Raw genomic sequence first — 21,904 nt, 5'->3', positions numbered from 1 at the left:
AAGTGCGGCCCGTCTAAAATGACGGGTCGCCCAACAGACGCGCGTGGTTGTCGGCACAATCGAATGGCCTCACATCCACATCAACGGCACCTGACGAGCGTCTAACCCACCACGGTCACAAAACTATCCAGCACGCGCTTTTCGCCTGCGTCCTCGAACATGATGGTGAGCTTGTTGCCCTCCTGATCGATCACGCAGCCGGTGCCGAATTTCGTGTGCGTCACCATCGCCCCGATGGCGATATCGCTGCGGGCGGGCGCGGCGAAGCTGGCGGCTGAGCGGGTGTTTTCGCGGACGCGAGCGGGCTTGGTGTCGTAACCCGACGTCAAAGCGCGCTGCCAGCCGGGGCCGCGTTGCTGAGCGCGATCGGGCCGGTCGCGTGCGACATGGGCGAAAGGATCGTCCTGCTCGCTCCAGTTCGCCCGCCACAGTGACGCGCCGCCCGTCAGCGTGGTTTCCTGCTCGATATGCTCTTCCGGCAGATCCTCGATGAAGCGCGAGGGGATAGAGCTGGTCCACTGGCCATAGATCCGGCGGTTCGCCGCGTGGAGGATGGTGCAATGCCGCCGCGCGCGGGTTATCGCGACGTAGGCGAGGCGGCGTTCCTCTTCCAAGGACGCCAGCCCGCCTTCGTCGATGGCGCGCTGCGAGGGGAAGACGCCTTCCTCCCAGCCGACGCAGAAGACATTGTCGAATTCCAGCCCCTTGGCGGCGTGGATCGTCATGATCGTCACCGTTTCCTCGGCATCCGAGCGGTCATTGTCCATGACGAGGCTAACATGCTCGAGGAAATCGCCAAGCGTCTCATACTCCTCCATCGCGCGAGCGAGTTCGGAGAGGTTTTCGGCGCGGCCCGCGCTTTCGGGTGAGCGGTCGGCGGAAAGCATCGCGTTGTAGCCCGATTCCTCCAGCACCAGACGCAGCAGATCCGCGGGCGAGAGCGTGTCCGACGCCTCGCGCCAGTGCAGGAACTGCCGCATCAGCCCGCCGATGGTCATGGCGCTGCGCTTGGGCATCTCGTCGCTGTCGGCCAGTTGCAGCGCGGCGGCGGCCAGCGGCAGGCCGGTGCGGCGCGCGTGGCTGTGCATCTGCTCCAAGGCCTTGGCACCAAGCCCGCGCTTGGGCTGGTTGTGGATGCGTTCAAAGGCGAGATCGTCCTGCGGCTGCGCGATCAGGCGCAGGTAAGCGAGCGCATCGCGGATTTCGGCACGTTCGTAGAAGCGGAAGCCGCCAATGATGCGGTAGTTGATGCCGATCTGGATGAAGCGGTCTTCAAACTCGCGGGTCTGGTATTGCGCACGCACGAGGATCGCGACCTGATTGAGCGCCGCGCCTTCGCGCTCCAACCGCTCTATCGCTTCGCCCACCCGGCGGGCTTCTTCGGGCGCGTCCCACACGCCGATAACCTTGACCTTGTCGCCGCCGTTGACCTCGGTCCACAGCGTCTTGTCGTGGCGCTGCGAATTGGCCCGGATCAGGCCCGCCGCCGCGCCCAGAATGTGGGGGGTCGAGCGGTAATTCTGTTCGAGCCGGATCACCTCGGCCCCGGGGAAATCCTTCTCGAACCTGAGGATGTTGGCGACTTCCGCCCCGCGCCACGAATAGATCGACTGGTCGTCATCACCGACGACGCAGATATTCTTGTGCCCCTGCGCCAATAGTCGCAGCCACAGGTATTGGACGGCATTGGTGTCCTGATATTCGTCCACCATGATGTAGCGGAAGCGGCGCTGGTAATCGGCGAGGATGTCGTGATGGCTGCGCAGGATGTTCAGCATGTGCAGCATCAGATCGCCGAAATCGCAGGCATTGAGCGCCTTCAGCCGCTCCTGATAGCGCGTATAGAGCGCGGTGCCCTTGCCATTGGCATAGGCTTCGTTCTCCACCGCATCCAAGTCGGCGGGGTTCAGTCCGCGGTTCTTCCAGCGGTCGATCAGCCCGGCCAATTGCCGCGCCGGCCAGCGCTTTTCGTCAAGATCGGCCTCGGCAATCAGAGCCTTGAGCAGGCGCAGCTGATCGTCGGTGTCGATGATGGTGTAATTGTGCTGGAGGCCGACCAGTTCGGCATGGCGGCGCAGCATCTTGGCGCAGATCGAATGGAACGTGCCGAGCCACGGCAGCCCCTCTGCCTGCGGGCCGAGGTGATGGGTCACACGCTCACGCATCTCGCGTGCGGCCTTGTTGGTGAACGTGACGCAGAGGATCTGCGAGGGGTATGCGCGCCCGGTCGCCACCAGATGTGCGAGGCGCGCGGTCAGTGCGGCGGTCTTGCCCGTCCCGGCGCCCGCCAGCATCAGCACCGGGCCTTCGGTTGCGAGCACGGCCGCGCGCTGCGGCGGGTTCAGCCGCGCGGCGTAAGCGGGCACGGGCGCGGGGCCGGAATCGCGCGCTGGCGTTGGGGAGGGCAAGTTGGTGCTCATGGTCTGACGCGAACAGGTAGGGAACAATTTCCGCAGGGGCAAGCTGCGAGGTGCCGCTTTGCCCACAGCGCGCGGCAGGCGGAGCATCGGCTTGCCGCCTTTCAACCACAATTGCCGATGGGCTGTGGCCTCGGCAGGTTGTCTGGCTGGGGCTTGGGTTGCGCCTGAGGCTGACCGCCACATACTCGGTAATGTCAGGTCAGCAGGGGACTGAGCGGCCAGACAGAATTTTTGCGTTCGTTGTGCTTGGGTCAGTTAGAAATGGAGATACCCATGCATAAGTCTCTGAATAGGTTCGGCCTCGCCGGTGCGGCTATGGCTCTGGTGATGGCCCCGGCAATGGTCGGTGCACAAGAGCAGACCCCGTCTGAACCGATGCCGGGCACCACTGCCTCGCCGTCTATGCCCGAAGCGGCACCGCCGCCCGCAACCCAAGCGCCTGCGCCGATTCCTGCCCCGGAACCCACTGCCGAGCAGGTTGCCCAGATGGATTCGTGGCCGGCCGACAAGCAGACGGCGTATCAGGCCTGGTCGCCTGAAGCGCAGAACTACTTCTGGTCGCTGACCGATGAGCGTCAGGAAATGTTCTGGCGTCTGACTGACGGCGACAAGGAAACGCTGGCCAAGCTGACGGACAGTCAGCGCGAATCGGCCTGGGCTCAGATCAAGACCAAGCTTGACGCTCTGAGCAGCTAAGCCACCGCTTCAGGAGGACCCGGGTCGGCATCGGATGCGGCCAGTCGTAACAGACTGAGCTTGCCCTTGCCGACCCGGCGTTCCGCATCGAGCGTGAGGCCTTTTATCACCACATCTTCCTTGAAGCTGGTTTCGACCGCGATCCAGGTCTGCGGACCGATCCAGCCAAGGCGCAGCAAGCGATCCAGCGCCACCTCGCCCGCGCCCGATTGGTAGGGCGGATCGGCGAGGATCAGGTCGAGCGGCACTGAAGCCGCGCGCAATTGCATCACCGACCCCACCTCAACCCGCGAACGGGCCTGCGCGCCCAGCGCCGTGATATTGGCGCGGATCACATCCACCGCCGCGCGGTCCTGTTCGACGAAGAGGCAATGCGCCGCGCCGCGTGACAGGGCTTCCAGCCCAAGTGCGCCGGAGCCTGCGAACAGATCAGCAATCTGCAATCCGTCAAAATCGCCTAAGCGACTCGTGAGCATCGCGAACAGCGTTTCGCGCGCGCGGTCTGCTGTAGGCCGCGTGCCGTCGCCTTTGGGTGCGGCGAGTTTACGACCGCGCCACTCGCCTGCGATGACCCTCATTTGCGCGGACCTCGCGGCCCGGTGAGGCCGCGTGTCGGAGCCGGACGCTTGCGCGCTCCTGCGCCCGAGCGCGGCGGGCGGGGTCCATCGCGGGCGCCTTTGCGCGGCGCGTTGGTCAAGGCTTCGGCGCCCTTGCGTGGTGCAGGGGACGCAGCCGGGCCTCTGCGCGGGGCGGTTTTTGCAGGCTCAGCTTCCTTGCGCGGAAACACTGCGGCAGTGGCATCTTTGCGCGGCGCCGGGCGAGCGGAAGGGCCTTTGCGGGCCGGAGGACGCGGGGGGCGTGGCGCCTTTTCCGGGGCGGCGATCATCACCTTGTCGGCTTTCTTCACCCCGCCGCGCGGGATCGGCGTGCCGGTCATCTCCGACAGGAAATGCGCCACCGGCTTGCCGGTCAGCTCGACCGCCTGACCGCGCGGCAGATCGCCAAGGTTGAACGGGCCGTATCCGGTGCGGATCAAACGGTTGACCTGCAATCCCAGATATTCCAGCACCCGGCGCACTTCGCGGTTCTTGCCTTCGGTGATGGTCATTTCGATCCACAGGTTGCGGCCCGAGGAACGTTCAAGGTTCGCGTCGATCGAGCCGTAGCGCACGCCATCGATCTCGACCCCGTCCATCAGATCTTCCAGCTGGCTCTGTGTCACCACGCCGAACGCACGGGCGCGATAGGTGCGCGGCACTTGGGTGGCGGGCAGTTCCATCGTGCGCTTCAGCCCGCCATCATTGGTGAGCAGCAGCAGGCCTTCAGTGTTCAAATCGAGCCGCCCGACCGGGATCAAGCGCGGCGTGCCGGCGGGCAGGGCGTTGCGCAGCGCCGTGTAGATCGTCGGGCGGCCCGCCATGTCGCGCTCGGCCGTCAGCAATCCGGTGGGCTTGTTGAATGCGAACAGCCGCGTGGCTTCGGCGGCGGCGACCGGATTGCCATCGACCGTCACCCCTTTGAGGCTGGCGAGGATGGTTGCGGGGGTATCAAGCACCTTGCCATCCAGCGCCACGCGCCCTTCGGCGATCATCCGCTCGATCTCGCGGCGGCTGGCAACACCCGCGCGGGCGAGCAGCTTGGCAATACGGTCGCCTTCGGGGCGATTTTCGGAGCGGGGGGGCTGGGTGGGCATCGGGCGCGCCTAAAGCATTTCGTCCAGAAATGCGACCGGCCAAATGCCTGTCAGGGCGCCGCCTGCAAGGCCTCAGCCACGATCTGGTCAAACCGCGCGATCCCGCCTTCGAGCGTGCCGAGCGTGATATGCTCGACCGCACCAGAGGAAAGCCCCTGCTGGCCAAGTTCGGCGGCGCGGAAATCCTCTGACGCAAAGACTCCGCCGTCGAGCAGGTTCCAGCTCTTTTCCCAATGCGCCAGCGCCTTTTCGGTGGTGGGCGCTTCGGGGATGAGCATGAAGTCTTCCACCAAGGTCAAGTCGGCTGCCTGTGGCATCAGCACCATGACGTTGACGTAATCAGGGCTGGGCACGATCACGGTTGCCGGGAGCAGCTGATAGGCAAACGTCACCACCCGCCGCAGCGCCGCCATGTCGGTGAGGTCGACGCTCTCCATTTCCTCCAGCCGCCCGACGGCGGAACGCTGGTGCGGGCCGATCTGGTCGCCCGCAGTGATCCCGTCCTTGAAGAATGGCCCGATGGTGGCAGCGTGGAGCCGGGTGACGTGGTAGCTTTCAAGGAAGGCATCCATGATGAGCTTCCAGTTGCCCTTCACCATGTGAGTCCTGCGCCGAAACAAGTGCGCGCTGCCAAGGGCGAAGGCGTCAAGATCATTGCCCAAGGCCTGCGCATCGCTGAAATCGGCGCCTGCGACCGGAGAGAACCAGATCAACCCGCCAGCCTCAAGGCTAGGGAGTTCGACCAGACCGTAATCCGCCTTGTCGAGCCCCGGGAAGGTCTCGGGCCGGGGCAGGGCGAGCAATCCCCCGTCGAGCCGGTAGGTCCAGGCGTGATAGGGGCAGACGAGCCGCTTGGCGCATTGCACCCCGCTCCCCTCTACCAACCGCGTGCCTCGGTGGCGGCAGACGTTGAGGAAGACGTGCGCGCGCCCTTCGGCGTCGCGGGTGATGAGCAGCGGGCGGCCGGTCGCATCATGCGGCACCGCCATGCCCGGCTCGGGCAACAGCGCGGACGGCGCGAGCACCTGCGGCAGCCGGTCAAACAGCGCCGCTTTCTCGCGGGCGAAGTGATCGGGACTTGTGTAATTGCTCGCAGGCACCGTCTGGATTCCGCCAGCGACCTTGGCGCGGCCCTCCCGGATCGCCTCGGCAAGCGCCAATTGGCCCGGCGTCGGACTCAAACGGGGCAAATCTGTTGTTGCGGCGTTCATCGCTCTTTTCTCATCCTCTTCCCTGCGCCTAGTGTGGCACGAAACCGGGCTGGCGCAAATCGCCACCTGACAGCATGGGATCGTCAATGGCCGAAGCCGCCTTAGAACACCGCACACGCCTGTCGCGCTGGCTCGCGCTGATGGCGGCGCTGCGCCATCCCAAGACCGGCTATGTCCTGCTGTTCGGCTTTGCTTCGGGCCTGCCTTACGCACTGTTGCTCGGCACGCTCTATGCGTGGCTGACCGATGCCAAGGTCGATGTCGAAACGATGGGCGTATTCTCGCTGGTTGGGCTCGCCTACGCTTTCAAGTTCCTGTGGTCGCCCGCGCTTGACCGGGTCGACCTTCCGGGGCTGCGGCGGCTGGGCAAGCGCAAGCAATGGATCGTGACCGCGCAATTGTTGCTGGGCGGGATTCTGGTGGTGCTGTCGCTGCTCGATCCGCTGTCCTCGCTCGGCGTGTTCTCGCTGCTCGCCGGGATCGGTGCCTTCGCCAGCGCGACGCAGGACGTGGTGATCGACGCTTGGCGGGTGGACGTGGCGGACGAGGTGGCGACGATCGACATCCTCTCGACCGTATTCCAGATGGGTTACCGCGTCGCCGCGCTGGTGGGCGGGGCACTGGCGCTGTTCATGGCGGAGCGGCTTGGCTGGCCGACAGTCTTCGCCAGCATGGGCGGCATTTTGCTGTTCGTGGGCTTCCTCGGCTTGTTCGCGCCCGATGCCGAACGGACGGTGGCGGCGTTGGCGGATGAGCGGAGTAACCTTGGCACATTGCGGCAGGCAGGGCAGATGACCCCGCGTGTCCGGGCCTATGCGCTGGGGGCAGTCGCCTTGCTGTGGGGCTGGGCATTGGTGACGGTGCTGGTGTTCATGGTTCGCTCGCTCACAGCCACGCCCGAAGCCCGTCCGGACTCGACCGAGTTCGTGACCCAAATGGGCCCACTGATTGTGATCGCGACGGTGGTGATCCCCGGTCTGATCGCGGGCTGGCTGGAGTCAATGCGCAAGCAGGGCCGCCATGTGCTGACTGCCGACGCGCCCGCGCGCACGGCTTACGACACCGCACTCGATCACGGTTACCGCGCGCTGATCCTGCCCTTGGCGGAGATTATCGGGCGTTTGAAATGGGCCGCCGTGCTGGTGATCGCACTGGTGCTGTCCTACCGCATCACCGACGCGATCTGGGGGAGCTTTGCCTACCCGTTCTACCTTGGCGAGCTGCAATATACCAAGGACGAGGTGGCGATCGCCTCCAAGTTCTTCGGCGTCGGCGCGCTGATCGTAGGCCTCGCGCTGGGTGGCACGCTGCTGACGGTGATCGGCCGCATGACCACTTTGACACTGGGTGCGGTGATCGCGGCGCTGACCAACCTGCTCTATGCCGATCTCGCCGTTGGCGGCGCGCGGATGCAGGCGGCGAGCGACCTGACCGGCTTCACCTGGCTCGCTGGGCAGTTCGGTGCGGATGACCGGATGGCGCGGCTGATGCTGACCATCGGCGCGGAGAACATCGCGGTCGGCATCGCAGGCGCGGCGTTTGTCGCCTATCTCTCGAGTGTGGTCGCCAAGGGTTATAGCGCGGTGCAATATGCGCTGCTGTCCTCGCTGACGATGCTGGTGGGGACGCTGGGCCGTCCGGCGCTGGGCCAGATGATTGAAGAGCGGGGCTATTACGATGTGTTCCTGCTGACGACCGGGATTGGCGCATTCGCGGTTGTGCTGTGCGTGATCGAATGGGTGCGGCAGGCGCGCTCCGGCCGCCCGGAAAACGCGCCGCCGCCGGAGCCGGAGCTGGTCTGACCTTCGGGGCGGCAGCATCCTTTGCGCGAGCGCTTTCCTACTCGCATCGCGGGTGACATCGTCAGCGATTGGCGACCCTTTTTCTCGCTCCCGCTCCCTGCGTGAAAGCGGGTGTGCGGGGCCGGAGATTTTCTGTTCTTGGACAGTGTCTCATGTGTCTCCAACACGGGCGGGGACACGGGGCGAGCGGGCTAGTCCGGCAGCTCGTGGTTGAGCCTGAGCACCTCGCCCGCGAGGTAGAGCGAACCGGCGATGAGGATGGGGAGGCCGTCATCGGGGATCATCGCCATTGCGCTCGCCACATCGGGGGCAGGGCGGGCTTTGGGGCCAAACGCTTCCACCGGATGCCAGTCATGCCCCGGCACCGGCACAGCGGTGATGCTGACGAGGGTGGGGCCGAGTGGGACAGTGACCGCCGTCGGATCCTTGCCCTCGATCATGCCAATCACGAGGTGCAGGCGCTGCCCGGCGAAGTGCTCACCCAGCATCGCGCCCGCCTGTGGGTTGTGCCCGCCGTCAAGCCACACTTCGCGCGTGCCGGTGAGCGGGCCTGCCTTGAGGCGCTGCATCCGCGCAGGCCAATGGGCGTTCAGCAGCCCTTTGGCCATCGCCAGCGGATCAACCGTCACCCGGTCCTGATGCTGGATCATGGCGAGCGCCAGTCCGGCGTTCTGCACCTGATGCACGCCTGCCAGAGCGGGGCGGGGAAAGGTGAAGGTGCCCACCTGATCGTGGTAGGTCGTCATGACGCCGGGGCGCACATCCCACGCATCGCCGCACATCGCCAGCGGCGCACCTGCGCGCTGAGCGGCGGCGATCACCTCGCGGTTGGACTCGGGGCGGTAGGACAGCGTCACCAGCGGCACGCCCTGCTTGGCAATCCCCGCCTTCTCAAACGCGATCCGCGCCATCGGCTCCAGCGGCACGCCGTCCTCGGGCGCGAGGAGGAAGCGTTCGTGATCAAGGCCGAGTGCGGCGATCCCGCACGCGGCGAGCGCCTCGGGCTCCAGCACATTGGTCGCATCGAAGCGCCCGCCCATGCCGACTTCGACCACGCAGACGTCCGCAGGCGTACGGCTGAAGGCAAGGAAGGCGGCGGCGATGGTGACTTCGAAGAAGCTGGGGGCGAGGTCTTCGCCTGCATTGAGCACCTCCGCCAGCACCTCGGCCAGCGCCGCGTCGGAGATCAGCTCGCCTGCCAAGCGGATGCGCTCATTGTAGCGCACCAGATGCGGCGAGGTGGTGACGTGGACGCGGTATCCCTCAGCCTCCAGCATCGCGCGCAAGAAGGCGCAGGTCGAACCCTTGCCGTTAGTCCCTGCGACATGGAACACCGGCGGCAGCTGGCGATGCGGATTGCCGAGGCGGTCCAGAAGCGCGCGGATCGTCTCCAGCCCGAGCCGCCCTTGCGGCACACTGAGCGCGCTCAGCCGGTCAAGCTGCGCCTGGACGCGCGGGTCGTCCGACCGGCCGAAATCGAGCGGCTTCATTGGAAGGAGCGGGTTAGGCGGCCTTCACGGGTTGAAGGTAGTCGAGCACTTGCCCCAGCGTCGCCTTCAACTCGCGGCGCGGCACGACCATGTCGACCATCCCGTGCTTGTGGAGGTACTCGGCGCGCTGGAAGCCTTCGGGCAGCTGTTCGCGGATCGTGTCCTGGATCACACGCTGCCCGGCAAAGCCGATCAACGCGCCGGGCTCGGCAATGTGGATGTCGCCGAGCATGGCGTAGCTAGCGGTCACGCCGCCCGTGGTGGGGTCGGACAGCACCACGATATAGGGCAGCCCGGCCTGCTTCAGCCGCCGCGTCATCACAGTCGCGCGCGGCATCTGCATCAGCGAGAGGATCCCTTCCTGCATCCGCGCGCCCCCCGCTGCCGTCACCACGACATAAGCGCAGTGGCGGTCGAGCGCCTTCTGCGCACCCTCGCAGAAGGCTTGCCCCACGGCCATGCCCATCGAGCCGCCCATGAAGCTGAAGTCTTGCACGCCGACCACGGCGGGACGCGTCTCGATGAAGCCGGAGCCGACCACGAAGGCGTCCTCATGCGGATTGGCCGCCCGCGCAGCCTTCAAGCGGTCGGTGTACTTCTTGGTATCCTTGAACTGCAGCGGGTCTTCTGTGACCTTCGGAAGCGGCAGCACCTCGAACCCGGGATCGAGCAGCAAGGCCAAGCGCGCATCGGCACCAATCCGGCCATGGTGCTCGCACTTAGGGCAGACGCTGAGGTTCGCCTCATATTCCTGCACGAACAGCATTTCCTGGCACGACGGACACTTGATCCACAGATCCTTTTCCGTGGTGGTCTTTTGCTCCGAGGAGAAGCCGAGCGTGCTGCGGACGCGGGTGAACCAGTTCATGCCACTTGCTCCTGACGGGCGGAATGGACAGCCTGTGCGAGGGCTGCGGTCAGTTCCCTTAGCTTGGCCGGAGCCGCAGCGCCATATTCACCGCAGATTTCTACCAGCGCGCTGCCAACCACCACGCCATCCGCGACCTTGGCGATGGCAGCGGCCTGCTCGGGCGTGCGCACCCCGAAGCCGACAGCGATGGGCAGATCGGTCGATTGCTTGAGCCGCGCCACGGCTTCTTCAATGCTCGCCTGCACGGCCTGCTGCTTTCCGGTGATCCCGGCGACCGAGACGTAGTAGAGGAAGCCTTCGGACCCGGCGAGCACCTGCGGCAGGCGGGCGGCATCGGTCGTCGGCGTGGCGAGGCGGATCGGGGCGATGCCCTTGGCGCGCAGGGCCGGGCCGAGCGCGTCGTCCTCCTCAGGCGGAATGTCGACGCAGATGACGCCGTCGACGCCCGCTGCGGCAGCGGCCTCGGCGAACCACTCGGGGCCGCGACGCACCATGGGGTTGGCATAGCCCATCAGCACCAGCGGCACGTCGGGGTACCGGGCGCGAAACTCGGTCGCGTAGCGCAGCACATCGGCGGTGGTCGTGCCCGCGCCGAGGCTGCGCAGATTGGCGCTCTGGATCGCGGGGCCATCGGCCATCGGATCGGTGAAGGGCATACCGAGTTCGATCACATCCGCCCCGGCTTCCACCAGCGCATCGAGATTGGCCGCGGTGTCGCCATCGCCTGCGGTGATGAAGCAGACGAGGGAGGGGCGGGGCGCGGCGAAGGTGGTGGAGAGGCGGGTCATATGCGCAGAGACTTGGCAACAGATCGGATAGCCAGAGCGGCGATCCCGCTGATTGCGACAATCCAAAGAGGGTTCGGCAGCGGCACGCCGTACTTTCCGTGGACGTATGATGTGCCCGCGATTGCGACCATGTTGAATGCGACAAACAGGATCAGAGCATGGCGATCGAGCAAATCTCTCACAATTCAACTCCCAGCTTTTCGGCCACCGTAAAAATGTCCTTATCCCCGCGCCCGCACAGATTCATCAGCACGATGCTGTCCTTGGGCATGGTCGGCGCGACCTTGGCCACGGCGGCGATGGCGTGCGAGGGTTCCAAAGCGGGAATGATCCCCTCGGTGCGGCAGAGCAGCTGGAAGCCTTCCAGCGCCTCGTCATCGGTGACGGCGGTGTAATCGACGCGGCCCGATTCCTTCAGCCATGCGTGCTCCGGCCCGATGCCGGGGTAATCGAGGCCTGCGCTGATCGAGTGGCCTTCGGTGATCTGACCGTCTTCGTCCTGCAAAAGATAGGTGCGGTTACCGTGGAGCACGCCGGGGGAGCCGCCGAGCAGGCTGGCGGCGTGCTGATCGCCGTCTAGGCCGTGGCCTGCCGCTTCGACGCCGAGCATCTTGACGCTCGGATCATCGAGGAACGGATGGAACAGCCCCAGCGCATTCGATCCGCCGCCGATGCAGGCGACCAGCAGATCGGGCAGGCGGCCGGTGCGGCTGAGCATCTGGGCGCGGGCTTCCTTGCCAATCACGCTCTGGAAGTTGCGCACCATCTCCGGATAGGGGTGCGGGCCTGCAGCGGTGCCGATGATGTAAAAGGTGTCGTGGACGTTCGCAACCCAATCGCGCAGGCCCTCGTTCATCGCGTCCTTCAGCGTCGCGCCGCCGCTGGTAACGGGGATGACCTCTGCGCCGAGCAACTTCATGCGGAACACGTTTGGTGCCTGCCGCTTCACGTCTTCAGCGCCCATGTAGATCACGCAAGGCAGGCCGAAGCGCGCGCAGACCGTCGCGGTCGCCACCCCGTGTTGGCCCGCGCCGGTCTCGGCGATGATGCGGGTCTTGCCCATCCGCATCGCCAGCAGGATCTGGCCGATGCAATTGTTGATCTTGTGCGCGCCGGTGTGATTGAGCTCGTCGCGCTTGAACCACACCTGTGCGCCGCCGAGTTCTTCCGTGATGCGCGGGGCGAAGTAGAGCGGGCTCGGGCGGCCGACGTAATGCTCAAGCAGATCATCGAATTGGGCCTGAAACGCCGGGTCAACCTGCGCCTTACGATATTCTCGCTCCAGATCGAGCACCAGCGGCATCAGCGTTTCAGCGACATAGCGCCCGCCGAACTGGCCGAAATGGCCGCGATCATCGGGCTGGGTGCGGAAGGAGTTGAGGTGCGTGTTCATAAAATTCCGTTCGGGCTGAGCTTGTCGAAGCCCTGCTTTTTCTTCGGGCTCAGCGAATAAGAGAAGGACGGCCCTTCGACAAGCTCAGGGCGAACGGATGGGGCTAGGATTGCTGCGCCGCTTTGCAGAAGGCGGCGATTTTGTCCACGTCCTTGATCCCCGGCGCGCTTTCGACGCCCGAGGAGGTATCGACCAGCGGCGCGCCGGTCAGCCTGATCGCGTCGGCGACATTGGAGGGGGTCAGGCCGCCAGCGAGGCCCCAGGGGGTCGGCGCCTTGTAGGCCTTAAGCAGGTCCCAATCGAAGCGTGTGCCGTTGCCGCCGGGGAGGCCCGAAGAGGGAGCATCGAACAGCAAGCGGTCCGCAGCGCCATGGAACTGTGCGGCATCGGCAAGCGAGCCAGCATCCCGCACGCCCAGCGCGCGCCAAGCCTCGACCCCGGTTGCGGCGCGGAAGCGAGCGAGGGTTTCGGGGGTCTCCTGCCCATGGAATTGCACCACATCGGGCCGCACCTCGCGCACCGCCTCTGCGAGCGTCGCGGGGGAAAGGTTGACCACCAGCAGCACGACCTTGACCTGCGGCGGCACCAAGCCGCGCAGCCGCGCTGCTTGGCTGAGCGAGAGATGGCGCGGGCTTTTCTCGAAATGGACGAGTCCGACATAATCCACCCCTGCCTTCACCGCAGCCGCGAGGATTTCAAGGGTGGAGATCCCGCAAATCTTGACGAGGGTGTCAGCCATGCGCGCGCCCTTACGCCGGGCCGAGCGGCTTTTCCAGCACCGCAAAAGTCACCGGCGGATCGCGCGGCACGGGGAAGGGGCGGGTTTCGCCGGTGCGGTGGTAGCCGCGCCGTTCGTACCACGCGATCAGACTGTCGCGGCTGTCGATCACCGTCATCTCAATCGCCGCTATCCCGTGGGTGCGGGCGAGGTCTTCGGCGGCATCGAGCAAGCGGCGACCCATGCCGCCCGATTGCAAGGTCGGCAGCACGCACAGCATCCCGAGATAGGCGAGGCTGGCGTTCTTGCGGGTGACCGCCACGCAGCCGATCAGATGATAATCATCGCGTGCGGTTAGGATCGTGACGGCAGGGTCAGCCAGCAAAGCCTCGATCTCGCCCGGCGCGGTCCGCTCGTCATCGAGGATATCCGCCTCGTGGTTCCACCCTCGCCGGGCCGAATCGCCGCGGTAGGCAGCTTCGAGCAGCGCTTTCAAAGCGCTCGTATCGGTCGGAGTGGCGGGGGTGATGGTCATGCTGTCTCTTGTCCAACTTCGTCATGCTGAACTCGTTTCTGCGTTGCAGAGCTGTGCTTCCAGCATCTATCGCGGCGCAACGAGACTCTGGCGCCTATGGACAAATGCACCCTGAAACAAGTTCAGGGTGACGAAGGCTTCGGCATCAATCGTTCTGGATCAGCCGCAGCAGCGTGCCATCGGGGTCGATCAGATAGGCGATCGTCAGCCCGCTCGGATCAGGCGCGGCGGGGTGAAAGCGCGGGACGCCGACGCGTGCGTCCGGCACGTCGCTGGCTTCGACCCGCCGCATTATTGCGCCCAGATCGTCGAGCCTGAGACAGCAGCTGAACGACGACTGGTAGGGGTCGAGATCGGGGTATGGAAAGAACTCCAGCGTCACATCCCCGCGCGAAAGGATCATCCACCCGTCCGAGCGGTAATCCTCCTCGAACCCGAGCTTAGCGTAGAACGCCGCCGTTGCTGCGAAATCGCGGGCGGGGAGGTTGGGGGTGGCCGTGTCCGCCACAAGAGCGCCTAAAGCGTCGCCTCGATCGCCCGCGCTGCCGCGACCGGATCGTCCGCGCGGCTGATGGGGCGGCCGATGACGAGCACGCTTGCGCCGTTGTCGCGCGCCTGTCTCGGCGTCACGACACGCTTCTGATCGCCAGTGCCGCCGCCGGATGGGCGCAGGCCGGGGACGACGAAGTAACCGTCCTTCCACGCCTTTTTGACCATCCCGACTTCCTGCCCCGAACAAACGATCCCGTCGAGGCCCGCCGCATGGGCCAGCTCCGCAAGCCGCATCACCTGCGTCTCGGCGCTGCCATAGACGCCGGTGGCGGTCAGATCATTGGTGTCGAGACTGGTGAGCATCGTCACTGCGACCACCTTGCAGTCTTCGGCAGCGGCGGCCTTGGCATCCTCCATCATCGCGCGCCCGCCGCTGGCGTGCACGGTGACGATCGCGGGCTCATAGACGTGGATCGCCTGCATCGCCTTCGCGACCGTGTTGGGGATGTCGTGGAACTTGAGATCTAGGAAGATCGGCAAGCCGAGATGCGCGATTTCGTGCACCCCGTGCGCGCCGTGGGCGCAGAAGAATTCAAGGCCTAGCTTCACCCCGCCAATATGCGAGCGGACCTTCTCGACCAGCGCCTTGGCCGGTTCGAGGCTCGGCACATCGAGTGCCAGATAGACCGGGTTGCTCATTTTCCGCCTCCGTCTGCGCCAGTGTCGGCGGGGCCGAATGGATCGGCCACTTCTCCCGACTTTGTGCCCGGCTTGTCCAAAGGGCTATCCACTACGCTATCACCGACCGGCAAGGCGGGCGATTGGGTCTCGCGCTGCCGGGCCATGGCGGTGTTCTTGAGCGAAGTTTCCAGCGCGCGGATGCGGCGGTTCTGACCCCACACCACGCTGCGATGCAGCGCCCACATCGGCAAGAAGCCCGCCAAGAACGCCAACAGCGCCAGCACCGGCACCTTGGTTTCCAGCACGAGATTCTGCCACAGCGTCAGCTCGACTGGCTGCCAGTTGTAGATCGCAAAGATCAGGAAGCCGATGCCGACCAGAACCCACAGGATGGTGCGAAGGATCTTCACGAAGTCTGCCTCTCCCGATGGACTGCGACGGCTGCGAACCTAAGCAATTGTGCCGATGAGTCCAGCATCGCTGCTGTCACCCGAACACCCGTGCGAAGATCGTGTCGACATGCTTGAAGTGGTAGCCGAGGTCGAACAGCTGATCGAGCTGCTCCGGCGCAAGCCGCGCGGTGACATCGGCGTCGGCCTTGAGCAGATCGAGCAGGTTCAAGGCGCCGTCGGCTTCCCACACGCGCATCGCGTTGCGCTGGACGAGCCGGTAGGAATCGTCACGCGTCAGCCCCGCCTGCGTCAGCGCCAGCAGCACGCGCTGCGAATGGATGAGGCCGCCCATGCGGTTGAGGTTCTTCTCCATCCGCGCCGGGTAGATCAGCAGCTTATCGACCACCCCCGTCAGCCGTGCGAGCGCGAAGTCGAGCGTGATGGTGGCATCGGGGCCAATGAAGCGCTCGACCGAGGAATGCGAGATGTCGCGTTCATGCCATAGCGCGACATTCTCCAATGCCGGGGTGACGGCCGACCGCACCAGCCGGGCAAGGCCGGTGAGGTTTTCGGTGAGGATCGGGTTGCGCTTGTGCGGCATCGCCGATGAACCCTTCTGGCCAGGGGAGAAATATTCCTCGGCTTCCAGAACTTCGGTGCGTTGCAAGTGGCGGATTTCGGTCGCGAGGCGCTCGATGCTGCTGGCGACCACGCCGAGCGTGGCGAAATACATCGCATGGCGATCGCGCGGGATCACCTGCGTCGACACCGGCTCTATTTCGAGGCCAAGCTGCTCGGCCACGTAAGCCTCCACCGCCGGATCGACATTGGCGAATGTCCCGACAGCGCCGCTGATCGCGCAGGTCGCGATCTCGGCACGCGCCGCCACCAGCCGTGCGCGGCAGCGGTCGAACTCGGCATAGGCCTGGGCCAGCTTCAGGCCGAAGGTCACCGGCTCCGCATGAATGCCGTGGCTGCGGCCGATGGTGGGGGTGTACTTATGCTCCTCGGCGCGGGTCTTGATCGCGGCGAGCAGCGCGTCGAGATCGGCTAGCAGCAGGTCGCTCGCGCGGGCCAACTGCACCGACAGGGTGGTGTCGAGCACGTCCGAACTCGTCATGCCCTGGTGCATGAAGCGCGCTTCCTCGCCGACTTGCTGCGCCACCCAGTCAAGGAAGGCGATCACGTCATGCTTGGTGACAGCTTCGATGGCGTCAATCGCGGCGACATCAATCGCGGGATTGGTGGCCCACCAGTCCCATAGCGCCTTGGCCGCGCTGTGCGGCACGACGCCGAGGTCAGCGAGCTTCTGGGTCGCGTGCGCCTCAATCTCGAACCAGATGCGATATTTCGCCTCAGGCTCCCACAGGGCGGTCATGGCAGGGCGGGAATAGCGGGGGACCATCGGCGGCTCCATTTGGGGCTGAATTCTCGCCGCGCGGGCTAGGCGGGCGGGGCGCGGATGGCAAGAGCGCTAGATGAGGCCCTTGGCCCGCAGCGAAGTATGCCCCTCGCGCCCGATGATGACATGGTCGTGGACGGTCACGCCCATGTGCCGCCCCGCCTCGGCGATGCGCTGGGTGATCTGGATGTCGGCGCGGCTGGGTTCGGGCGAACCGCTGGGGTGATTGTGAACGAGGATCATGGCGCTCGCGCCCACGTCCATCGCCCGGCGGATCACTTCGCGCGGGTGGATTGCGGCTTCATCAATTGAACCGTCGCCGACGTGGTGATCATCGATCAGCCGGTTCTTGGTGTCGAGATAGAGCACCCTGACGCGCTCGACCGTCAGATGCGCCATATCGGTGGTGAGGTAGTCGATCAGCGCCTGCCAGCTGCCGAGCACCGGCCTGCCCATGATCTCACCGCGCGCCATCCGGCGGGCGGCGAGGGCGACGGCCTTGAGCGCGGCGGCGCTGTTCTCGCCCACGCCCTTTACGCGCTGCAAGGCCTTGGGATCGGCGTTGAGCACGCCTGCAAGGCTCCCGTATTGGGCCAAAAGTGCCTTGGCGATCGGCTTGGTATTGCCGCGCGGGATGGCGGCGAACAGCAGGTATTCGAGCACTTCGTAATCCGCCAGCGCCTCGGCCCCTCCGGTCAGCAAGCGTTGACGCAGCCGCGCGCGGTGACCATCGCCCGCAGCCTTGCCGGCATCGAAGTCGGGCACGGCGCCGTCCAGAAACGAGAAAGTGTCTTCAGCTTCCGGCAATGCGACCTCCGGGAAAGCGTTGGGCTATTCAGCCTCATTGCCTTTGCGCGATGATGCGCGCAAGGGTCAGAGACGATGCCGGAAGCGGACGCGCAGGACATTACCGTGCCGGAGGGCAGCAGCACGCCGCGGCTCCGACCGCGCCGTTGGCGCAGCCGCATCGCGCTCGGGCTGGGCGCGGCGGTTTTGCTTGGCGCAGGCACCGCCTGGCTCACCCGCGAACGAATCGCGGGCAACGTGATCGACAGCTATCTTCAGCAAAGCGGCGTTCCTGCGACCTATGACATCGTCAGCATTGGCCCGAACGCGCAGGTGATCGAAAATCTCGTGATTGGGGATCCGGCGCGGCCTGACCTCACCGTGCGACGGATGGTGATCGAGACCAGCGTTGGTTGGACCGGGCCGGAGGTGCGCCGCGTGCGTGTAGAGGGCGCACGGTTGTTTGCCAGCCTGCGCGGTGGCGTATTCAGTCTCGGCGCGCTCGATCCGCTGGTTTTCACAGGCTCGGATGCGCCGCCTGCGCTGCCCGCCATCGACGTGACGCTGAGCGATGCGCGCGCGCTGCTGGAGAGCGACTACGGGCGGGTCGGCGTGAAGCTCGAAGGAACGGGCCGGATCGACGATGGGTTCGCCGGAACCCTCGCGGCCACGGCGCCGGGGATCGGGGTCGAGGGCTGTCGGGCCGAGACGGCTACGCTCGACGGCAAGCTTGCCACAGATAACGGCGCCCCCCGGCTTGATGGCCCGTTGCGGATCGGCGGGCTTGCCTGCGGCGGCGCAAGTCTCGCGAAGGCCGACATCGGCACGCTGATGAGCCTCAATTCCGATTTTTCCGCCGCCGAAGCCGACTTGCGCGTCACCGGCCAGCGCGCGGCGTTTGCCGACGTTACCGGCGCGAGCCTTGTGGGCACGGCGAAGGTCAACTGGTCGCCCAGCCGCCTCGCGCTCGGCCATGAGCTTGCGCTGACTGGGGTGGCCAGCTCGCAGGGCCGTCTGACGCGACTTGCTGCGGAGGGGAGCTGGCGCGGGGCGGCAGATGGCTCCAGCGGTCAGTGGGAGGGCACTGTGCGCGGGGTCGGGCTTGCCCCTGCCAACGACATTGCCGCAAGCCTCGCCGCCGCTGAGCGCGGGCTTGAAGGCACCTTGCTTGCCCCGCTCATCGCCAAGGCGCGCGGCGCTGCGACCCGTGCGCTGGATGGTGCGAGTGTCCGCGCTGAAGGGATCATCCGCCACAAGGGCACCGACGCATCGCTGATCGTGCCTGAGGCAAGCCTCGCAACCCGCAGCGGCACCCGCGTGTTAGCGCTTTCCCGCCTGAGCGCGCGGCTCGGCGCACAGGGCGTGTCGGGCCTCGGCGGCAATATCCTGGCAGGCGGGGAGGGGCTGCCCAGCATCAATGGCCGAATGCAGCAGCAAGCGGGCGGCTGGACGCTGCGGATGGCGATGGCAGACTACGCTGCGGGCGCCAACCGCCTCGCACTCCCGCGCCTGACCGTGCGCACTACGCCGAGCCGGACGATTGAGTTTGACGGCTTGGTGACCGCGAGTGGCGATCTGCCGGGCGGGGCAGTCAATGATCTTGCCTTGCCGCTCGAAGGGACTTGGTCATCCGCCGGCGGGCTGGCGATGGGCAAGCGCTGCACCCCGCTGCGGTTCACCAAGCTGGCGCTGTCGGGCCTCGCGCTCGATGGCCAGCAGATCACCTTGTGTCCCGAGGGTAATGGCGCGATCCTCGCCTATCGCGACGCATTGAGCCTTGCCGCGCGCACCGGGCCGCTGAACCTTGCGGGAACGCTGGGAGAGAACCCCGCCAGCCTAGCCGCCAATCGCGTGGTGCTGCGCTATCCTCAGCCCTTCGCCATCGAAGGCCTCGCTGCCAAGATCGGCTCTGGCGACAGCGAGGTGCGGATGGCCGCCGATAGCCTCACCGGCAGCTTTGCAGGCGATGTCGCAGGCGCATTTACCGGCGGCTCAGCGCGGTTGGCGGCAGTGCCGTTCGATTTGGACGCGATCACCGGGCGCTGGAGCTTTGCCGATAGCATCCTTCGGCTCGATAATGCTGCCTTCACGCTCTCCGACCGTCCGGCGAAAGGCGAGGCGCGGTTTGTTCCGCTGACCGCCAACGGCGCGAGCCTCACGCTGGCCGACAACCGCATCACGGCCGACTCGTTGCTGCGCCACCCCGAATCGGGTCGGGGCGTCGCCAATGTGGCGATAACCCACAATCTCGACACCGCTGCGGGCCGCGCGCTGTTGTCCGTGCCGGGGCTGGTGTTCGACAGGACGCTACAGCCCGAAGACCTGACCTATCTTGCCAAGGGGGTCATCGCCCTCGCCGATGGCACCATCACGGGCGAGGGGCGGGTGGACTGGAATGGCGAGGCGATCACCAGCAGCGGCACCTTCGGCTCGGACGGGTTCGATCTGGCCGCCGCCTTTGGCCCGGTGCGCGGGCTGGCGGGCAAGATCGTCTTCACCGATCTCATCAACCTCACCACCGCGCCCGATCAGACCGTCACCATTGCCGCAATCAATCCCGGCGTCGAAGTGCTGGCCGGCAAGGTGCAGTTCGAGCTGAAAAACGGCACGCTCCTCAGCCTCGAAGACGCGCGCTTCCCGTTCATGGGCGGCACGCTGCAAATGCGCCCGCTGGAGATGGACTTCAGCCAGCCTGAAGAACGCCGCTATGTGTTCGAGATCGTCGGCCTGGACGCGGCGACCTTTGTGTCCGAGATGGAACTGACCAATCTCAGCGCCACCGGCACCTTTGACGGCACCGTGCCGATCATCTTCGATGCCAATGGCAACGGCCGGATCGAAGGCGGCCTGCTGCTCAGCCGCGCGGGCGGCGGCAATGTCGCCTATATCGGCGAGCTGACCTACGAGGATCTGGGCGCGATGGGCAATTACGCCTTTTCGGCGCTGCGCTCGCTCGATTACCGGCAGATGCGCATCGGCCTTGCGGGCGATCTGGCGGGCGAGATCATCACCAGCTTCGATTTCGATGGGGTGCGCCAGGGCGCAGGCACCAGCCAGAATTTCATCACTCGGCGACTCGCCAAGCTGCCGATCCAGTTCAAGATCAATGTCCGCTCGCAGAACTTCTCGCAGTTGGCGATCATCGCACGCGGCTATTCTGATCCGACCGCTTGGGGCGATCCATTCGATATGGGCTTGCTGCGGATGGAAAACGGCAAGCTGATCATGCGCCAGACCGAGCCTGCGCCGACGCCAGAACTAGCCACGACGCCGCCGAAGCCATGACGCGCCGTGTCCCGCCTTTGATCCGTTCAACCTCCAGAAAGCGATCCTCTGTCATGCCGCACCTGAATTTGACCCGATCCCTCTGCAATGTCAGAGCAACCCATAGCCGAGGTGGCGCAAGGGGAACGGGTGTGAAGGCAATGGCCGCGTTGACGGGTCTGGGGGCGATGTTGTCAGGGTGCATCAATATTCAGGCACCCGACAAGCCGATCGTGATCCAGCTTGATATCAACATCAGGGCAGAGGTTCTCTATGCCCTCGCGGAAGACGCGGCCAATACGATTGACGAGAACGCGGACATCTTTTGATGGATGTGCCGCTTCGAGGAGGAACTTCAATGCGCAATTCAGTTCTTGCAGGGCTTGCCGCTCTGGCCGCGATTGGCCTGGTTGCCACGCCTGCGCTGGCACAGCGCGACCCGGCCTATGCCGCCGCACGCGAAGCGGGCAAAGTGGGCGAGCAGCCTGACGGCTACCTCGGCATTGTCGGCGATGCGAATCCGGCGCTTCAGCGTCTGGTTGATGACATCAACATCAAGCGCCGCTCGATCTATGCCGAAAAGGCCAAGGAAAAGAAAACCACGCTGGAAGCCTATTCGCTGACTGCAGGATGCGAGGCGATTGCCCGCACCGTGGCGGGCGAAAAGTATCGCGCGCCCGATGGTAGCTGGCAGACCCGCACCGCCGAACCGCCGGTTCGCGACGTGCGTTGCCCGTAATTCGTCCGCAGCCCATCCGGGCGGCCGGACAATAAACCTCTTCGCAGTTGCACAAAACTCGGGCGACCTGATGTTGACACTGAACAGCCCCCCTTCTAAGGGGGCGGCGCCCTCGGCGGGCACCTTGTTGCACATGGCGTGGCCTTCCCTTTAGAGACCGCGACATGAGCGACGAGAAACCCGCACGAGAACCCATTCACGAGGATGCGCGGATCGACGCGCTCGAAGCGCGGCTCAAGGCCGCACGCGAGCGCGAAGAACAACGCAACCGGCCAACGGTGAAGGGAACCGATGCGAATTACCGCAGCGGCAACCGCGCTTTGGCCAGCCTTCTGGGTGGGATTATCGGCGGCCTGGTGATCGGCTTTGCGATAGACGCATTGTTCGGGATCGCGCCCTGGGGTCTGTTGGCCGGACTGTTCCTTGGAACGGCGTCGGCTTTCAGGACGATTATGCAAGGTGCGAATACGCGTCCCGCAGATGAGGCCCAGCGGCCGGATGGTGAGGGTTAGGCCCCTTCCAGACCGCGTT

General features: G+C 65.5%; 21 protein-coding genes. 6 read left to right on the top strand and 15 right to left on the bottom strand.

The genetic code is table 11. The annotated features are described in order from the left end of the window. Positions 1 to 101 precede the first annotated feature (101 nt). Positions 102 to 2,420: an ATP-dependent helicase gene (locus GRI59_RS11050; protein ID WP_160761214.1), complete on the bottom strand. Its 2,319-nt coding sequence runs from the start codon at positions 2,418 to 2,420 to the stop codon at positions 102 to 104. 273 nt (positions 2,421 to 2,693) lie between these two features. Here GRI59_RS11050 and GRI59_RS11045 point away from each other — a divergent pair, with 273 nt between their 5' ends. Further along, a complete protein-coding gene (locus GRI59_RS11045) occupies positions 2,694 to 3,116 on the top strand; it encodes a hypothetical protein (RefSeq protein ID WP_160761213.1) in 423 nt (140 codons plus the stop codon). On the opposite strand, the gene rsmD is transcribed toward GRI59_RS11045, so the two are convergent. From rsmD to GRI59_RS11030, 3 genes are read right to left on the bottom strand one after another with little or no spacing between them, the layout of a single operon-like run. After that, positions 3,113 to 3,694: a 16S rRNA (guanine(966)-N(2))-methyltransferase RsmD gene (gene rsmD, locus GRI59_RS11040; protein ID WP_160761212.1), complete on the bottom strand. Its 582-nt coding sequence runs from the start codon at positions 3,692 to 3,694 to the stop codon at positions 3,113 to 3,115. The genes GRI59_RS11045 and rsmD overlap by 4 nt on opposite strands. Beyond that, positions 3,691 to 4,809 (bottom strand): pseudouridine synthase, encoded by a 1,119-nt coding sequence (locus GRI59_RS11035; protein ID WP_237440779.1) that lies wholly within the window; start codon positions 4,807 to 4,809, stop codon positions 3,691 to 3,693. The genes rsmD and GRI59_RS11035 overlap by 4 nt, the downstream gene beginning before the upstream one ends. 50 nt (positions 4,810 to 4,859) lie before the next feature. Beyond that, on the bottom strand, positions 4,860 to 5,990 hold the full coding sequence (locus tag GRI59_RS11030; RefSeq protein WP_237440778.1) for an aromatic ring-hydroxylating oxygenase subunit alpha: 1,131 nt from the start codon (positions 5,988 to 5,990) through the stop codon (positions 4,860 to 4,862). Positions 5,991 to 6,106: 116 nt separating this feature from the next. On the opposite strand from GRI59_RS11030, the gene GRI59_RS11025 reads away from it, so the two are divergent. Continuing rightward, a complete protein-coding gene (locus GRI59_RS11025) occupies positions 6,107 to 7,822 on the top strand; it encodes an AmpG family muropeptide MFS transporter (protein WP_160761210.1) in 1,716 nt (571 codons plus the stop codon). Between the two features lie 191 nt (positions 7,823 to 8,013). On the opposite strand, the gene GRI59_RS11020 is transcribed toward GRI59_RS11025, so the two are convergent. The 11 genes from GRI59_RS11020 to radC all read right to left on the bottom strand — a co-directional run bounded on the left by GRI59_RS11020 (position 8,014) and on the right by radC (position 17,391). Then, positions 8,014 to 9,312: a bifunctional folylpolyglutamate synthase/dihydrofolate synthase gene (locus GRI59_RS11020; RefSeq protein ID WP_160761209.1), complete on the bottom strand. Its 1,299-nt coding sequence runs from the start codon at positions 9,310 to 9,312 to the stop codon at positions 8,014 to 8,016. 13 nt (positions 9,313 to 9,325) lie between these two features. Then, positions 9,326 to 10,180: an acetyl-CoA carboxylase, carboxyltransferase subunit beta gene (gene accD, locus GRI59_RS11015; RefSeq protein ID WP_160761208.1), complete on the bottom strand. Its 855-nt coding sequence runs from the start codon at positions 10,178 to 10,180 to the stop codon at positions 9,326 to 9,328. Then, on the bottom strand, positions 10,177 to 10,971 hold the full coding sequence (gene trpA, locus GRI59_RS11010; RefSeq protein WP_160761207.1) for a tryptophan synthase subunit alpha: 795 nt from the start codon (positions 10,969 to 10,971) through the stop codon (positions 10,177 to 10,179). Before trpA ends, accD begins: the two co-directional genes overlap by 4 nt. Before the next feature lie 178 nt (positions 10,972 to 11,149). Beyond that, positions 11,150 to 12,364, bottom strand: a complete 1,215-nt coding sequence (trpB, locus tag GRI59_RS11005; RefSeq protein WP_160761206.1) for a tryptophan synthase subunit beta — start codon at positions 12,362 to 12,364, stop codon at positions 11,150 to 11,152. 103 nt (positions 12,365 to 12,467) lie between these two features. Next, on the bottom strand, positions 12,468 to 13,103 hold the full coding sequence (locus GRI59_RS11000; RefSeq protein ID WP_160761205.1) for a phosphoribosylanthranilate isomerase: 636 nt from the start codon (positions 13,101 to 13,103) through the stop codon (positions 12,468 to 12,470). Between the two features lie 10 nt (positions 13,104 to 13,113). After that, entirely contained in the window at positions 13,114 to 13,617 is a 504-nt protein-coding gene (locus GRI59_RS10995; protein ID WP_160761204.1) for a GNAT family N-acetyltransferase, read from the bottom strand. Positions 13,618 to 13,762: 145 nt separating this feature from the next. After that, positions 13,763 to 14,125, bottom strand: a complete 363-nt coding sequence (locus GRI59_RS10990; protein WP_160761203.1) for a VOC family protein — start codon at positions 14,123 to 14,125, stop codon at positions 13,763 to 13,765. A gap of 8 nt (positions 14,126 to 14,133) precedes the next feature. Further along, positions 14,134 to 14,808 carry an orotidine-5'-phosphate decarboxylase gene (gene pyrF, locus GRI59_RS10985; RefSeq protein WP_160761202.1) on the bottom strand — a complete coding sequence of 225 codons (675 nt, stop codon included), beginning with the start codon at positions 14,806 to 14,808 and terminating at the stop codon, positions 14,134 to 14,136. Then, positions 14,805 to 15,200, bottom strand: coding sequence for a LapA family protein (locus GRI59_RS10980; protein WP_160761201.1), 396 nt, complete (start codon positions 15,198 to 15,200; stop codon positions 14,805 to 14,807). Before GRI59_RS10980 ends, pyrF begins: the two co-directional genes overlap by 4 nt. A gap of 76 nt (positions 15,201 to 15,276) precedes the next feature. Beyond that, the gene (gene purB, locus GRI59_RS10975) at positions 15,277 to 16,587 is read right to left on the bottom strand and encodes an adenylosuccinate lyase (protein ID WP_160761200.1); all 1,311 of its coding nucleotides are present in this window, start codon (positions 16,585 to 16,587) and stop codon (positions 15,277 to 15,279) included. Between the two features lie 69 nt (positions 16,588 to 16,656). Further along, positions 16,657 to 17,391 (bottom strand): RadC family protein, encoded by a 735-nt coding sequence (gene radC / locus GRI59_RS10970; protein ID WP_419866800.1) that lies wholly within the window; start codon positions 17,389 to 17,391, stop codon positions 16,657 to 16,659. A 75-nt stretch (positions 17,392 to 17,466) separates the two neighbouring features. On the opposite strand from radC, the gene GRI59_RS10965 reads away from it, so the two are divergent. The 4 genes from GRI59_RS10965 (at position 17,467) to GRI59_RS10950 (ending at position 21,885) form a co-directional block, all read left to right on the top strand. Then, positions 17,467 to 20,655 carry an intermembrane phospholipid transport protein YdbH family protein gene (locus GRI59_RS10965; RefSeq protein ID WP_160761199.1) on the top strand — a complete coding sequence of 1,063 codons (3,189 nt, stop codon included), beginning with the start codon at positions 17,467 to 17,469 and terminating at the stop codon, positions 20,653 to 20,655. 140 nt (positions 20,656 to 20,795) lie between these two features. After that, positions 20,796 to 20,963: a YnbE family lipoprotein gene (locus tag GRI59_RS10960; RefSeq protein WP_160761634.1), complete on the top strand. Its 168-nt coding sequence runs from the start codon at positions 20,796 to 20,798 to the stop codon at positions 20,961 to 20,963. A 29-nt stretch (positions 20,964 to 20,992) separates the two neighbouring features. Beyond that, complete coding sequence (locus tag GRI59_RS10955; protein ID WP_160761198.1) at positions 20,993 to 21,373, top strand: YdbL family probable chaperone protein; 381 nt, start codon at positions 20,993 to 20,995, stop codon at positions 21,371 to 21,373. A 164-nt stretch (positions 21,374 to 21,537) separates the two neighbouring features. Continuing rightward, the gene (locus tag GRI59_RS10950; RefSeq protein ID WP_160761197.1) at positions 21,538 to 21,885 is read left to right on the top strand and encodes an AtpZ/AtpI family protein; all 348 of its coding nucleotides are present in this window, start codon (positions 21,538 to 21,540) and stop codon (positions 21,883 to 21,885) included. Positions 21,886 to 21,904: the final 19 nt, after the last annotated feature.

The sequence above is a fragment of the Erythrobacter ramosus genome, from assembly GCF_009828055.1.
In the GTDB taxonomy this organism is placed as follows: domain Bacteria; phylum Pseudomonadota; class Alphaproteobacteria; order Sphingomonadales; family Sphingomonadaceae; genus Erythrobacter; species Erythrobacter ramosus.
Note: the sequence above shows the minus strand (reverse complement) of the source record. Positions and strands in the feature narration are given on the sequence as shown.

Bases quoted from the DNA above. Each gene is read 5' to 3' on its own strand.
- GRI59_RS11050 (WP_160761214.1), bottom strand. From the start codon at position 2,420: ATGAGCACCAACTTGCCCTCCCCAACGCCAGCGCGCGATTCCGGCCCC.
- GRI59_RS11045 (WP_160761213.1), top strand. From the start codon at position 2,694: ATGCATAAGTCTCTGAATAGGTTCGGCCTCGCCGGTGCGGCTATGGCT.
- rsmD (WP_160761212.1), bottom strand. From the start codon at position 3,694: ATGAGGGTCATCGCAGGCGAGTGGCGCGGTCGTAAACTCGCCGCACCC.
- GRI59_RS11035 (WP_237440779.1), bottom strand. From the start codon at position 4,809: ATGCCCACCCAGCCCCCCCGCTCCGAAAATCGCCCCGAAGGCGACCGT.
- GRI59_RS11025 (WP_160761210.1), top strand. From the start codon at position 6,107: ATGGCCGAAGCCGCCTTAGAACACCGCACACGCCTGTCGCGCTGGCTC.
- GRI59_RS11020 (WP_160761209.1), bottom strand. From the start codon at position 9,312: ATGAAGCCGCTCGATTTCGGCCGGTCGGACGACCCGCGCGTCCAGGCG.
- accD (WP_160761208.1), bottom strand. From the start codon at position 10,180: ATGAACTGGTTCACCCGCGTCCGCAGCACGCTCGGCTTCTCCTCGGAG.
- trpA (WP_160761207.1), bottom strand. From the start codon at position 10,971: ATGACCCGCCTCTCCACCACCTTCGCCGCGCCCCGCCCCTCCCTCGTC.
- trpB (WP_160761206.1), bottom strand. From the start codon at position 12,364: ATGAACACGCACCTCAACTCCTTCCGCACCCAGCCCGATGATCGCGGC.
- GRI59_RS11000 (WP_160761205.1), bottom strand. From the start codon at position 13,103: ATGGCTGACACCCTCGTCAAGATTTGCGGGATCTCCACCCTTGAAATC.
- GRI59_RS10995 (WP_160761204.1), bottom strand. From the start codon at position 13,617: ATGACCATCACCCCCGCCACTCCGACCGATACGAGCGCTTTGAAAGCG.
- pyrF (WP_160761202.1), bottom strand. From the start codon at position 14,808: ATGAGCAACCCGGTCTATCTGGCACTCGATGTGCCGAGCCTCGAACCG.
- purB (WP_160761200.1), bottom strand. From the start codon at position 16,587: ATGGTCCCCCGCTATTCCCGCCCTGCCATGACCGCCCTGTGGGAGCCT.
- GRI59_RS10965 (WP_160761199.1), top strand. From the start codon at position 17,467: ATGCCGGAAGCGGACGCGCAGGACATTACCGTGCCGGAGGGCAGCAGC.
- GRI59_RS10960 (WP_160761634.1), top strand. From the start codon at position 20,796: ATGGCCGCGTTGACGGGTCTGGGGGCGATGTTGTCAGGGTGCATCAAT.
- GRI59_RS10955 (WP_160761198.1), top strand. From the start codon at position 20,993: ATGCGCAATTCAGTTCTTGCAGGGCTTGCCGCTCTGGCCGCGATTGGC.
- GRI59_RS10950 (WP_160761197.1), top strand. From the start codon at position 21,538: ATGAGCGACGAGAAACCCGCACGAGAACCCATTCACGAGGATGCGCGG.